Origin of the sequence: Pseudovibrio ascidiaceicola (assembly GCF_900114245.1) — a bacterium.
GTDB lineage: Bacteria > Pseudomonadota > Alphaproteobacteria > Rhizobiales > Stappiaceae > Pseudovibrio > Pseudovibrio ascidiaceicola.
Map to the genome: position 1 here is coordinate 199,535 of NZ_FOSK01000002.1, position 13,123 is coordinate 212,657.

A 13,123-nucleotide genomic window follows, 5' to 3' on the forward strand; every position below is an offset into this window, starting at 1 on the left:
AGTCTCTTGGTGTTGGCCTGAGTATGTTGTGCAGAGGCTAAAACAAGTCTAACTGCCCGTTGTTTCCTGAAGAGCCACCTGCAACCTTCTTTTGGGGTTTTGGCTTGGCTGGTGTTTTGAGTGGCTTAGGAGGAGTTGGAATGACCTCCCGCTCCCATAAAGACGGGTCATCATTGGTCACGCTGTTCACACGCGTTGAGATCGGTGTTGCAATTAACAGCCCATCATCCACAGGTTGCAGCAATTTAACTGCGTCCCGTGACATCACAGTTCCGTTACTCAACCAGTCATTGAAATGCTCTGGAGGGATGATTGCGGGCATGCGATGATGCACTGGCTTCACCGTCCCATTGGCCTCAACCGTGATTACAGCAGCGGTATCAATGTCTCCACCATCAGGATGGGAGTAAGTTTCCCACAGGCCTGCGAAGGCAAGAAGGCGTCCATCGGCTGGCGCGATCCAATAGGGCTGCTTTGCCGCACCCTTGCGTTGCCACTCGTAAAAACCATTTGCAGGTATCAAGCATCTACGGTGACGAACGGCTGCACGAAACGAGGGTTTCTCTTCTAAAGTTTCGGCTCTGGCATTGAGCAAAAGCGTGAAACTTGCTGGGTCTTTGACCCATGATGGGACCAAGCCCCATCGTGCTAACCCAAAGTGGCGCCCACCATTTTCGTGTTTTACGAGTGCAATTGGCTGAGTCGGTGCTATGTTGTATCTCGGTGGAAAATTCGGCTGTTCGGCATAATCAAACAACGCTTTGACTTCTTCCGGAGACGCTGACAGGCTATATCTACCACACATGCAGATTACTCTGTTTGCATTTTAGTAAAATTGCAACCAATCGAGAGATAGGTTCCGCGCGACAGATAGGAAGCTGGGAGGCTGCAATGGATATGTACTGCGATAAAATCGGCGTAGGAGAACTTTCTCCTGAGCTTTTGACGCATGCAAACATCAATCCATCCACGGGCCTTGCAACTGACTATCTCAATCATTTCAATGAGGTTGTTATGCTTCTTGAAATGCTTCCTGATATTCCCGATTGCGCAGAAGATGTTCTGGCCTGGGAACCGGCTGACTATATCACACATTTCAGTGCCTCTAAGTTCTCAGCAAAAGAATTGGCTATTCGCGCATACGGAGCTGTTGATTTGCCGCTTAGGACTGCACTGGAAAAGTGTATTGGTGAAGTTGATCAGGAAGTTATCTCCTTACAAAAAATGCTTGGCTCTGCTGAAGTAACAGGTGAACTGCTGCAAATCGTTCAGGATAAAGCCGTTACCGTCATTCGACCGCTGCTTTCACAAGCAGGGTCGATCATCCATGGGCATCTGCCGGATGAGACAATCAGCACTGAGGAAAGCACTCAAGCGGATGTTGACGCCCTGTTCTCATGAGCAAAATAATTATTCCGGAATACATTGAGGCAACCAGCGTTGCCTGTGTGCAGAACAACAAAGTTCTGCTTGTAAAGCGAGCCCAATCGCCCTCCAAAGGCCTCTGGAGTTTCCCCGGCGGTAAGGTTCTTCCCAGTGAAAACCTTAAGGATGCCGCGCAAAGAGAATTTAAAGAAGAAACATCCTTGTGCGCATCAGACCTGAAGGAATGGACGGTGTCCTATCCTTCTGCGGAAGATTGCAAGGTGCAATATCGCATTCATGTCTTTAGCTGTACCCAGGTCACTGGTGAGGAAGAAGCCCGCTCTGATGCCGCTGAACTTGGCTGGTACACTTGGGAAGAATCCATGAACCTGCCTCTTGCACCCGGCATGCAGCAGCACATTTTGAACCTTCTAAGATGTAGTTAGAGCAGATCGCGCGCACTTGCATTCGCGCATCAAGCTCTCACTCTTTAACTTCTACGCGTATTCTTATCCGAAAACCGAAACTACTTTTCGGGAATACGCTTAAGCATCTGTCCAGCAGCTAGCTGTGCAACAAGGGAAAACCGGAAATCCCCAAGGTTCCATAGTGGACAGAGTGCCGGGAGACGGCCATCCTTAGAGAATCTGAAGCAACCAGCATGCTGTGGGATCTAGCTTGACTGATATTGCAAGACTTAAAGGTTGGACACGTATCTTTGCGAAACCTGCTTGGCCGACGGGCCGAGGGATTTGCCTTGGTCTGATGCTTTTGAGTGTTGCTGCGGCCCCTGCTGCATTTGCTCAAAGCTCCCCGCAATCTCCGGGCCAACCCGTTCAGCCAGAGTTAAAAGAACCTCCCTACGAGCAACAACTTATCCGCCTCTCAGAGATTCTTGGTGCCCTTCATTATTTGCGCCCGCTTTGCGGTCATGATGAAGCGGACGAATGGCGCCAGCGCATGTACTCCTTGTTGGGTGCAGAAGTGCAGAACGAGCTGAGACGCAGGCGTCTTGTGGAGCGGTTTAATCAGAGCTATCGGGGGTTCGCTTCGGTCTATCAAACCTGCACTCCAGCGGCTGTTGAGGCCTCTCGCAGATTCGCCGATGAAGGTGTAATTATCACCCAAGAAGTAACGGGCAAGTACAGCCGCGATTGATAGAAAAGCCGGTTGTAATCGTTTTCCACAGACAATTATTGCGTGTTTTTTGGATAACTCGGCTTCGCCACAAATATTAACCATAACTTACAGAAGCTCTGGACGAGTTTACCAAAACATCAGTGAGTCGGTTGTTCCTGCCGTTTTGCGTGTTAACTTCCGTTTAACAGATAAGGCATGCGACGCTTCATTTGTTTTCGTTTGCCCGTTACATGTAACGGCAAATAACAAGAAGCAGCACATAGAGGGACATGAGAGCCAGCATGATCAAGGACGACGCTATCGCCGGCGAATTCACAGAAGAGATCGATGCATCTGATGCAGACATCCGCCGACTGGCTCTGAGCTTCATTCAGGAAGCTTGGGAGGATGGTCTTTCCCACGGCATCGACAGTACAGCTCTTGCGCATGCTGCGCTGTTCTCTGCAATGATGGATCTGGTTTCTCTTTATGGAGAAGAAGCTGTTTCCAAATTTGCGCAGGAACTGCCACAGCGCGTTGAGCGTGGTGACTACTCTTTGGAACGTCGTCTGCACTAATTTCAGCACAGCTGTTTTTTCAAAGAGCCCCGATTGATCGGGGCTTTTTTGATTCTAGCTCGGTGTTTTAGAGCACGTCACGTTCATTTACATTCGCGGAACATACTCTAGAAAATCAAATCACTTGCGACCTTGCCAAGGATGAGCGCTGCAAAAAGCAGTAGGATGATGCCTGCCCCATGGTTGATGGTGGAAAGCCAGTTGTCATTCATGCGATTTCGCAGCTTGGACACCAGCGCCGACAGGCAAGCCCACCACAAAAGTGCACCAGTCAACACGCCCAGCACGAGCGCCAAAGCACCGACATAGTCCCCCTTCTCGGGCGCATGCTCTCCCAGCGAGCCGAAAATTGCGATAAAGCCCAGGATCGCGCCTGGATTGGTCACTGTCATGGCGAAAGAGACAATCATACCGCGCCAGATCGTTGGACCACCGTCGCTCCCCCCTTTCAGGTGCGGATGAGAGCGGAACACAACAATACCGAAGATGATTAGAAGAAGACCACCTATGGTCTGGATATAGAATTCATGCCGTTCAACGAACTCTGATATTGCTGTCACGCCGAAAGCAGCAGCGGTTGCAAATACACCGTCGGCCAGGACTGCCCCAAAGCCAGCAATGAGGCCCGGAAGGAAGCCGTAATGCACTGCCCTTCTGATTGCCAACACGTTTACAGGGCCAATCGGTGCAGACGTTACGAGCCCGATAATCATACCTGTAATGAAGAGTTCAATATTCAACGCTTTAATCCAAACTTCCCAACTACGCAGAAGACCTGTCAGATCTTCCTATAAATTCTCTAAAGGCCCTTTAGCTTGTGCATAGGTTAGGGTCCGTTTCTTCCTTGATTCCTCACAAGCCCTTAAACTAGAAGCAAAGCACAAGCCCTACGTCCGTTTCGGAGCACTTCATGTATTTTCGCCTACTCATCATAGGGTTACTTTGCACTACAGCTCCGGCTATGGCTGCAACACAGGCTATCAAGACCGAAACGATTCGCATTCAACGCCCCAAGGCTGAGCAATTTCCTCTGCTTGATGAAGGTTTCAACAGAGATACCAGCGGTGAAGATGCTTTGGACAGTGAGTTTGCGGAGGAACCTCCGTTGCCAAAGCTGGACGTCTTTTATGACGATACAGAATTGCCGGAGGCTGTCAGAGCAACTCGCGCGACACTGATCAAGATTGCTCGTAGCGGCGATGTTGCTGCGCTGGCGCCTTTGTTTGCCAAGCAAGAGCAACCACCGGAACTCTCGTTCACACCTGTACGCGATCCGGTCAGCTTTCTGAAAGACAGCTCTGGTGATGGTGAAGGGCACGAGATCCTCGCAATCCTACTGGACATTGTGACAGCCGGATATGTGCGGCTCAACGAGGGAACAGAAGAAGAGACTTATATCTGGCCTTACTTTGCCCGTTACCCTTTGCATGACCTGTCCCCGTCTCAAAAGGTTGAGATGTACCAGATCGTCACTGCTGCAGATTACTTTGAAATGCTGGATTATGGTGCATGGACCTTCTATCGCCTTGGCATTTCCAAGGATGGGGATGTGCGAAGCTTTATTGCCGGAGACTAAACCGTCTTCGATGACCGGTTGATGAAAGCCCATCAAAAGTTCTGGTGGGCTTTTCGTTTGATGCCTTATCCAGCCTTGCGGATTTCGCGGTGACTTTCGTTCTCCGCTTTCAGCAGGTCCATTTGCTCCGGCTTTTCCATGAAACGAGTGTAGAAGCTGCTGTCGAGTTCCGCGTAATAAGCATATCCGCGATAGAGTGGCAGAAAACGCATTTTGGCGCGTTTGTCCTGCGCGATATCATGAAGGACATCCTTGAGGTTTTCACGCGGTAAGACGTGGAACCTGCCGAGCCACTTTTTGAGCATCAGCTTGAACAGGCCGGGCAGTCTTTCCTGCTGGCCAAAGTCCACGACTGAGAGCTGACCGCCTTTCGCCAGAAGCTTTGTGCCATTGCGCAGGGCTTCTTCCCATGGCGGGATCATAGAGACGCAGTAGGACAGGAAAACACGGTCGAAGGTGTCGATGCCGAACTTCTCGAACGGATCAAAGCTTGTGGCGTCACCCTGAGCCAGATGGATCCGGTGAGACAGGTCCGCTTTGTGTATGTTGGCCTCTGCGGTTTTCAGCATTTCTTCGGAGATATCGACGCCAAAGAACTGGCAGGTTGGGTAAGCCCTTGCGGCTTCAATCAAGTTGCGGCCAGTTCCGCAGCCGAGCTCCAGAACCGTGCTGCCGCGCGGTGCTGCCAAATGCTTGATCAAATGATCCCGCCCAAGAAGGTAATGCTTTCTGGTCAGATCATAAAAATGCCGTTGGTTCTTATAGATTTTATCCATCAGTGAGGCTGAGGACTTTACATTCGCCATTTCACTTCCCTCACATGCTTATTCTTGTTCAGTTATAGATGTAGAGGTGGAAACCACCGTAGATGGAGGAGCGGTCCAGCTTGTTGAGGCGTGCGCTTTCAGCCGCCTCATAGGTCCACTGCCCCAGTATTTCGTTATTGACCCGCCCCGGCAGAATGCTTGGCTCGCCAGCCGTTCTGAAGATGACGCGCGCTCCTTGTCGTGCCGTTCGGGATATTCCTGCCCATAGATCGTTCAGCTGCCTGTCTGTCATCCAATCCTGCGCATCCAGCAGGACGTAAGCATCAAGGCTATTTGCATCCTGATTATCCAGATGCTCTGTGAAAGACCGATTAACAACGCGCACATGGGAGGTTCTTTTACGAATTTCCAGGAAGTGTTGCGGCTTCAGATAGGGTGGCAAAGGGCCAGAAAGTCCGGTTCCACTGTGTGTTTGAGAGGGTGCATATCCACGGGTGAAGGCTTGCCAGGCGAAGTAATTGTCTTCCATTGGAAAGTCGCAGGCCAGCTTTTCAAGGCGTTGTTTGAGAACGCCTGCCATGTTGCCACCGCCTTCTGCTGCGAGGCTCTCATACTGCGCTGGTGGGATGCCGAGGCCATAGAGCGACATCTTCTTGGAGGTTACCCAGCGGATCAGACGCTTATCAAAGAGTGGTGCCAGGACTTTGTCGAAATATGACCGTTGTTCATTCAGATCACGTGCTTCTGCCATTTTGCTCAGGTCAACGCCGTAGATCTTTGCGATGAAGTGACCAAACCCGATGAAGTAGCCAAGCATGCCGTGGTGGTAGACGTCTCGGGAGAACAACGTGATGCGCTTGCGGCCCCACGCTGTCATGTCTCGCCCTTCCCAGTAAGCCATGGTTTCCGGATCAATGGCGGGCTTCAAGTACTTCTCGTAGGCGGCAATATTTGCTTTCTCATCAGCCTCACCGAAGAACCGGTAGAACATCTCATAGTCCGGGAACTCTTCCAATGCCGTCAGTTTCAGGCGATTCAAGGCCACATGCGCGCGGTTGAGATCAACCGCCGTAATCTCTTGCGGGTCTGCGGTGAGATAAGACATGACATTGCAGCCACCGGAGGCGATTGTCACCATTTTGGAATCTGGCTTGAGTTGCAGTGCCTGCATATCCACCTCTGGATCCTCCCAGATCTGCGGATAAACCAGCCCCTTAAATGCGAAGGTGAACAGGCGCTCCAGCACGCCTTCCATGGAGATCAGTTTTGAACGATGTACTGCACGATCCAAACGTTTCTTTGACTGCCTGATAGTTGATGTCACGTGCATCTCCAGAATCAAGAACTGAAATCAATCGAGAGAAAGAGTTAGTTCACGCACACGACAGTTTTGCGACGTCGAAACATCGATGCTATTTGCAGAATGACCTCAGAAAAGCGGTAATACTGGATTGTGCTGGTAAACAACTCAGTGCACTTTCATTTCTATTTATCTGCCTCATCTTTCGTAATTTTTGATCCCCTCAGAGGCTATAAAATGCGGGTGCAGTGTTCCAGCTTCACCCACAGAAACTATTCTTTTTCCGTGGTGTGCGCATAGCTGATGGGTTATGAAACACTCTTGTTGTTTTATTCATTGGAAGGACGGACCCATGGCATCACAACGTACCATTCTCACTTCACGTCGGCTCGTGAAGGTTTTTGGCGAAGATGCCAAGGAGTTTCTGCAAAATCTCGTCAGCTGTGACATTAGCGAGATTGATGCGATATCCAGCAGCTTCGGCGCCCTTCTCACGCCTCAGGGCAAGATCCTCTGGGACTTCATTGTGTTTGCAGATGAAAGCACGGGTGGTTTCCTGATTGATGTGAGCACTGATGAACTCGATGCGTTTGCCAAGCGTCTTGGCTTCTACAAGCTTCGCGCCAAGGTGACTGTGGAACCCGCAGATGAGACCATGCATGTGATCGCAGAATGGGGAGATGATTTGCCAGCGGACAAACCGCGCGATCCTCGCCATGCTGACATGGGTGTTCGTTATATCGGCTCTGGATCAGTGGAAGAGACAGCCTCGCAAGCTGATTATCATGCGCACCGTATCCAGCTTGGCATTCCGCAAAGCGGGCTGGACTTTCAGCTGGCAGACGTGTTTCCGCACGATACAGATATGGACAATCTCAACGGAGTGGCTTTCTCCAAGGGTTGCTTTATCGGGCAAGAGGTTGTTTCCCGCATGAAGCACCGTGGAACAGCCCGTAAGCGTATCATCAAAGTTTCCGCAGACAGTGCACTGCCTGCCGCCGGTAGTGATGTTCTGGCTGGAGAGAAGAGCGTTGGTACATTGGGATCCTCCCAAGGCAACAACGGATTGGCATTGCTGCGACTGGACAGAGTGAAAACTGCTATGGATGCAGGCATGATACTGACCAGTGAAGGCGTTACGCTCACCCCTTCCATTCAAGAGTGGGCAAGTTTCAACTGGCCTTCATCTAATTAAGAGATATTGCTATAGCAGTTCGCATTTAAGTTGGAACAGATGAACGGCTTTAGCCTTTGTTTTTGCGTATCTTTATCCGAAAATAGGTTTCCACTTTTCGGAGATACACTGTAGAAACCACTGTAACCTTGACGACTGGCTTGATTGACTAATGTGCGCAGAGCTTTCTTCATCTTCCCCACGTGCCTGGCAGCGGATGCTTTCTGGCAGAAGACTTAATCTTCTCGATCCGTCTCCGTTGGATGTGGAACTCTCTGATATTGCGCACGGCCTTGCACGTGTTGCACGGTGGAATGGGCAGACGATTGGAGATCATGCGTTCTCAGTTGCTCAACACTGTGTGGTGGTGGAAGAGATTGCGCTGATGCTCAAGCCTGATCTTGATATTCAATGGCGTATGGCAATCTTGCTACATGACGCGCCTGAATACGTGATCGGGGATATGATCTCGCCGTTCAAGAACGTGATGGGTGGCACTTACAAGGCCGTTGAAGAGCGGCTACACCATGCCATTCACGGAGCGTTTAATCTGCCACCTGACTTACCAGTCAGCATTGCCAAGCTTGCCAAGAAGGCCGACATTATCAGTGCTTATCTGGAAGCGATCCATCTGGCGGGCTTCAGCAAGGCAGAGGCTGACAAGATTTTTGGAAAGCCTGCAAAAGTTACAGCCGAGCAACTGGACGCTTTGGCGGCAAGCATTGAGCCGCTGCCAACCAAGGATGCACAAGAGGCCTTTCTGGCACGGTTTGCTGAGCTTAATGAAGCGCGCAAGATTGTTGGAGGCCGCTGATGTTGCATGTCTGTCCACTTTCCAAGCTGGAAGACACGTTGACCACAGCAAGCCCGAGCCATGTGCTCTCTCTCGTTTCTCCGGGAACAGAGGTGATCTTACCTGCTGAGATAAAACCTGATCACCATCTGGTGCTGGAATTCAATGACATTGCCGAGCCCCGCGAAGGCCTGCTTGCGCCCAATAGGGCACATGTGGAGCAATTGCTGGAGTTTTCCTGTGGGGCTGCACGGGAAGGCTGCTTGCTGGTCCATTGCTGGGCTGGTGTCAGCCGGTCAACAGCTGCTGCCTACATCATCACGTGTGCGACCATGCCGGATACGGATGAACGTGCGCTGGCCCAACATTTGCGCAAGGTTTCTCCTGTAGCCACACCCAATCCGCTGCTTATCTCTTTGGCAGACACTCTTTTGCAGCGAAATGGGCGCATGATACAATCTATCATCGAGCTTGGTCGCGGTGCAGAAACCTTTGAGGGCAACCAGTTCTCACTTGATCCTGCCGCACTTGTTGAACTTGTATGACGGATACGGAGCAAACCTGGATGAGCAATGCAGTGGAAACAGGAAGTGCAGCCCAACGCGGTGCTGACATGGAGCCTGTTCAGCTTGGCATTGGTCTGAATGCTGTCATTGTTTCAGTTAAGGACAAAGTCCCCTTTGTTCTGACAGTTCCGCAAAAAGTACCTGATGAATTGTCCGGCCTGCCCTCTGGCCCGTTTGATCCGCGTGTGCACCGCACCTTTGAGCTGGGCTTGCGTGCGTTTGTTGAAGAGCAGACTGCCCTTCATATTGGCCATGTGGAACAGCTTTATACCTTTGGTGATCGTGACAGATATTCTCTGGCGAGGGTTGGGGAGCCGCATATGGTTTCTGTCGGCTATCTGGCCTTGACCCGTCAAACACCAGAATCTGAACGACTGCTTGCCAGACAAGGTGCCCGTTGGCGTCCGTGGTATGACTTTTTTCCTTGGGAAGATTGGCGTGGTGGCCAACCAAAGATGCTGGAAGAAATCATACATCCCAGCATGGAGACCTTCACCAAGGCGCCGGATGACGATGCCAAAACCTACCATGAACTCAGCCGGAAAGATCGCTACCAGCTCGCCTTTGGCGTCGGCTCCTTGAAATGGGATGAGGAACGCGTTTTAGACCGTTACGAGTTGCTTTATGGCTCCGGTCTTATGCGTGAGGCCTTGCGCGATAAACAACCAACTGCACTGGAACGCGGGACCTTGCCAGACCTTGGCGAGGGACTTGCCCACGATCACCGCCGTATTCTGGCAACAGCTCTCTCCCGGCTGCGGGCAAAACTGAAGTATCGGCCTGTTGTTTTCGAATTGATGCCACCTGAGTTTACCCTGACCGATCTACAGCAGACAGTTGAGGCTATTTCTGGTCGTCATATTCATAAGCAGAACTTCCGCCGTTTGGTGGAAACAGGACAGCTGGTTGAACAGACAGGTAGAACCTCAACCGCGACGGGCGGACGACCAGCGGCCCTTTACCGGTTCAGAAGAGACATTTTAAAGGAGCGTCCTGCCCCGGGATTGCGCGTTAGCCTGCTCTGATTCACATTTTCGCCTTAAATGACGTAAGGTTATCTACAATTTTTTTGAGTTTTTTCTCGGCAAAAATTCATAGGAAAAACGGAGTTGTGGATTTAACAGGGAGCCTTATGGTTAATCTTGTTAAGATTTTGATTGTGTTGATATCCTACAGCCGCACCAAGATATCACAGGTGTCATTTCCTGCATGACGCCTTTTGTTTCCTATGATTTTTGGCCAACTGAAAAATCCACCCAGACATGAAATAGCCCTAGTTTTTTGGTGAGTACCGTCCCTGCATATTAACCATATGCTGACTGTCAGCGGCGTGAACTGTGGCAGAATAACTGGGGTTTTGGCGGGCTTAACTTTATATCAAGGTTAAAAGCGAAAAATGCACTCATCCGGAAAATTGACGGGTGGGAGTGTTTTATCGGGCTTCTTCATCCTGTCGATCTCAGAGTTTGGGGTTCCCTTTAGAGGGACTGAGAGACGCTGAGTTTTGGGGCGTTGATTTGGAGTAGATTGCGTATGTCGGGCCATGGGATGAAGAAGAATGCAGGACGCCGTGCTGTCCTCATGTACTTTAAGTACCCTATTCTAGCTGCAGGGCTTGCAGTTGGAACCTTTGCTGCGTCTCCAGTTGCGTTGCAGGATATTCCGGCACTGACCGGAAACCTCGACGAGGAAATGCCGCGCTGGATGCAATCTGTCTCCTCGCGAGACAGCCAGAAATTCGCAAAGTACTTCGTACCTCCTGAGAAGAAAGCTCCACAACGCCATGCGGTGAACCGCACCGGCAAGAGTGACATGCTCGTCACTACTCTGCCGAGCCGTGTTGTGGCCTTCATCCAGAATGCAGGCAAACCGAAGAGCTCCGACCGATTTGTTTCCCAGCTGCCGCAAATGGCTTTCAACGGCCATTACGGCGGAGATGCGCTGGCTGGACTTGCCGACAACAATGGGCAGGCCGACACTTCGCCACTTGGCAAGGCAGCGCGCCGTGCAGCACTGGCAGCTCGCAAACAGATTGCGCAGAAGACAGTTAAGCCAGCTACGCTTTCCATCGCCAAGCAAAACGAAATTGCTTTGGCAACCGCCTATGCTCCAGCAACACCGCAGACCAACAAAGCACCGTTTGATGCGCTGCTGAGCAAGCCTAAAGTTTCGATTACGCCTTCCGGCAAGCCAACTCTTTCAGACAAGGAGCTGGCCTCCACTTCAGAGACCAATCCGCACTGGTGGTACATGCGCCAGTTGCCAAGTTCTGTGAAGAAATCCAAGAAGGAAATGCGCTGTCTGGCTGAGGCGATCTATTTTGAGGCGCGCAGTGAACCACGTGACGGGCAGATAGCCGTTGCGCAGGTTGTTCTCAACCGTCTGAAGAACCCAGCTTATCCGAATACGGTGTGTGGTGTGGTTTATCAGAACAAGGGCATGAAGAACGCCTGCCAGTTCTCCTTTGCGTGTGATGGTATTCCTGAGCGTGTGACTGAGGCTGGTCCATGGGCCAAAGCGAAGAAGATCGCGCAGCAAATCGTAAAGGGTGAAGTGAGCATTCCGGCTGTTGATGCCTCAACTCATTACCATGCAACTTATGTTCACCCGAACTGGGCACCGACCATGCAGCGTAAGAAGCGTATTGGCAAGCACATCTTCTACAAGACCTATCGAGGTGGCTGGAGCTAATCCGCAACCTCATATGTGAGAGAATTTTGGTGGCCTGACCGCTCCAATATTTAACCCCGCACCAGCGATTGGCTGATGCGGGGTTTCTTTTTGTCTAAACCTGCTTGTTGTGGCGTTACTCGACTTCCACGATTGTGCGTCCGCGCACCTGCCCTTTTAGAAGCTTGGCGGCACGTTCTTCGACATCTGCCAGTTTGATGGTCTCTGACAGGGTGTCCAGCTTGGCAAGGTCAAGATCTTGCACAAGACGGCGATAAGCCTGTTCGCGAAGAGCCATTGGCGCCATTACAGAATCCACGCCGAGCAGAGCAACACCGCGTAGGATGAACGGCATGACGGATGCTGGAATATCCATGCCTTGTGCCAGACCACACGCCGCGACAGCGCCGCCGTAGTTGGTCTGCGCCAGCAGGTTTGCGAGTGTATGACTGCCCGCAACATCAACCGCGCCAGCCCAGCGTTCTTTGCCAAGTGGCTTGCCCTTTTCGACTAGCTCAGCCCGATCGAGCACTTCTGTTGCACCGAGGCCTTTGAGGAAGTCAGCTTCCTCGGTGCGCCCTGTGAAGGCGATGGTCTCAAAGCCGAGTTTGGAGAGCAGGCTGATTGCAACTGATCCAACACCGCCGGATGCACCAGAGACCGCAATCGGACCGTGATCCGGTGTCAGGCCGTATTTCTCCAGCGCCATCACACAGAGCATGGCTGTGTAACCTGCGGTGCCAATGGCGGCAGCACGGGCGGCTGAGATTTCTTCCGGGCGATGCAGAAGGCATTCAGACTTCAAGCGGGCGACTTGCGCGTAGGCGCCGGTGTGAACTTCACCAACACCGTAGCCGTTGAGGAGAACCTGATCGCCCGGTTTGAAGCGGTCGCTTTCGCTGGTGAGCACTTCGCCAACCACATCGATACCCGGCACCATGGGAAATTTACGGGTGATGCCCGGTGCGCCTGCCAGGGCCAACCCATCCTTGTAATTGATGGTGGTGTGCGTGACCTTGACCGTCACATCTCCTGCAGAGAGCTGATCAACGGTCACCTTGTTCCATTTGGCAGGCAGTGGCTTGCGGCCGCTTTCATCTGCTTCAATCCAGAGGGCATCAAACTCGCTCATGGCCAATCCTTCTCGCCAATTCATGTTGCATGAAAGCTGGCAGAAGGAGGGCCATAAGGCAAGAAAATAACGCTAGGCAATAT

At 51.6% G+C, this 13,123-nt stretch carries 15 protein-coding genes; 10 read left to right on the forward strand and 5 right to left on the reverse strand.

Annotation, left to right across the window (positions count from 1 at the left end; all coding sequences use genetic code 11):
- Positions 1-37 precede the first annotated feature (37 nt).
- Positions 38-805 carry an SOS response-associated peptidase gene (locus BM231_RS05165; protein ID WP_093517336.1) on the reverse strand — a complete coding sequence of 256 codons (768 nt, stop codon included), beginning with the start codon at positions 803-805 and terminating at the stop codon, positions 38-40.
- 86 nt (positions 806-891) lie between these two features.
- Between BM231_RS05165 and BM231_RS05170 the strand changes: the two genes are divergently transcribed.
- From BM231_RS05170 to BM231_RS05185, 4 genes are all read left to right on the forward strand, one after another.
- Entirely contained in the window at positions 892-1,401 is a 510-nt protein-coding gene (locus BM231_RS05170) for a hypothetical protein (RefSeq protein ID WP_093517338.1), read from the forward strand.
- The gene (locus tag BM231_RS05175; RefSeq protein WP_093517340.1) at positions 1,398-1,811 is read left to right on the forward strand and encodes an NUDIX hydrolase; all 414 of its coding nucleotides are present in this window, start codon (positions 1,398-1,400) and stop codon (positions 1,809-1,811) included. The genes BM231_RS05170 and BM231_RS05175 overlap by 4 nt, the downstream gene beginning before the upstream one ends.
- A 232-nt stretch (positions 1,812-2,043) precedes the next feature.
- Positions 2,044-2,523 carry a TIGR02301 family protein gene (locus BM231_RS05180; RefSeq protein ID WP_063298855.1) on the forward strand — a complete coding sequence of 160 codons (480 nt, stop codon included), beginning with the start codon at positions 2,044-2,046 and terminating at the stop codon, positions 2,521-2,523.
- A 263-nt stretch (positions 2,524-2,786) separates the two neighbouring features.
- Positions 2,787-3,062 (forward strand): hypothetical protein, encoded by a 276-nt coding sequence (locus tag BM231_RS05185; RefSeq protein WP_014284380.1) that lies wholly within the window; start codon positions 2,787-2,789, stop codon positions 3,060-3,062.
- 107 nt (positions 3,063-3,169) lie between these two features.
- Here the strand turns inward: BM231_RS05185 and BM231_RS05190 are convergent, their stop codons facing one another.
- The gene (locus BM231_RS05190) at positions 3,170-3,802 is read right to left on the reverse strand and encodes a LysE family translocator (RefSeq protein WP_208860099.1); all 633 of its coding nucleotides are present in this window, start codon (positions 3,800-3,802) and stop codon (positions 3,170-3,172) included.
- 170 nt (positions 3,803-3,972) lie between these two features.
- Here BM231_RS05190 and BM231_RS05195 point away from each other — a divergent pair, with 170 nt between their 5' ends.
- On the forward strand, positions 3,973-4,638 hold the full coding sequence (locus tag BM231_RS05195; RefSeq protein WP_208860100.1) for a hypothetical protein: 666 nt from the start codon (positions 3,973-3,975) through the stop codon (positions 4,636-4,638).
- Between the two features lie 65 nt (positions 4,639-4,703).
- Here BM231_RS05195 and BM231_RS05200 read toward each other — a convergent pair whose 3' ends face one another.
- Both BM231_RS05200 and BM231_RS05205 read right to left on the reverse strand, forming a co-directional pair.
- The gene (locus tag BM231_RS05200) at positions 4,704-5,444 is read right to left on the reverse strand and encodes a class I SAM-dependent methyltransferase (protein ID WP_093517342.1); all 741 of its coding nucleotides are present in this window, start codon (positions 5,442-5,444) and stop codon (positions 4,704-4,706) included.
- 28 nt (positions 5,445-5,472) lie between these two features.
- On the reverse strand, positions 5,473-6,735 hold the full coding sequence (locus BM231_RS05205) for a BtaA family protein (protein ID WP_093517344.1): 1,263 nt from the start codon (positions 6,733-6,735) through the stop codon (positions 5,473-5,475).
- 322 nt (positions 6,736-7,057) lie between these two features.
- Here BM231_RS05205 and ygfZ point away from each other — a divergent pair, with 322 nt between their 5' ends.
- The 5 genes from ygfZ to BM231_RS05230 all read left to right on the forward strand — a co-directional run bounded on the left by ygfZ (position 7,058) and on the right by BM231_RS05230 (position 11,929).
- A complete protein-coding gene (ygfZ, locus tag BM231_RS05210; RefSeq protein WP_093517346.1) occupies positions 7,058-7,900 on the forward strand; it encodes a CAF17-like 4Fe-4S cluster assembly/insertion protein YgfZ in 843 nt (280 codons plus the stop codon).
- Positions 7,901-8,051: 151 nt separating this feature from the next.
- A complete protein-coding gene (locus BM231_RS05215) occupies positions 8,052-8,693 on the forward strand; it encodes a YfbR-like 5'-deoxynucleotidase (protein ID WP_093517348.1) in 642 nt (213 codons plus the stop codon).
- Positions 8,693-9,217 (forward strand): tyrosine phosphatase family protein, encoded by a 525-nt coding sequence (locus tag BM231_RS05220; RefSeq protein ID WP_093517349.1) that lies wholly within the window; start codon positions 8,693-8,695, stop codon positions 9,215-9,217. Before BM231_RS05215 ends, BM231_RS05220 begins: the two co-directional genes overlap by 1 nt.
- Positions 9,218-9,237: 20 nt before the next feature.
- Complete coding sequence (locus tag BM231_RS05225; protein ID WP_093517845.1) at positions 9,238-10,263, forward strand: NUDIX hydrolase; 1,026 nt, start codon at positions 9,238-9,240, stop codon at positions 10,261-10,263.
- 508 nt (positions 10,264-10,771) lie between these two features.
- On the forward strand, positions 10,772-11,929 hold the full coding sequence (locus BM231_RS05230) for a cell wall hydrolase (protein ID WP_093517350.1): 1,158 nt from the start codon (positions 10,772-10,774) through the stop codon (positions 11,927-11,929).
- Positions 11,930-12,044: 115 nt separating this feature from the next.
- On the opposite strand, the gene acuI is transcribed toward BM231_RS05230, so the two are convergent.
- The gene (acuI, locus tag BM231_RS05235) at positions 12,045-13,064 is read right to left on the reverse strand and encodes an acrylyl-CoA reductase (NADPH) (protein WP_093517351.1); all 1,020 of its coding nucleotides are present in this window, start codon (positions 13,062-13,064) and stop codon (positions 12,045-12,047) included.
- Positions 13,065-13,123: the final 59 nt, after the last annotated feature.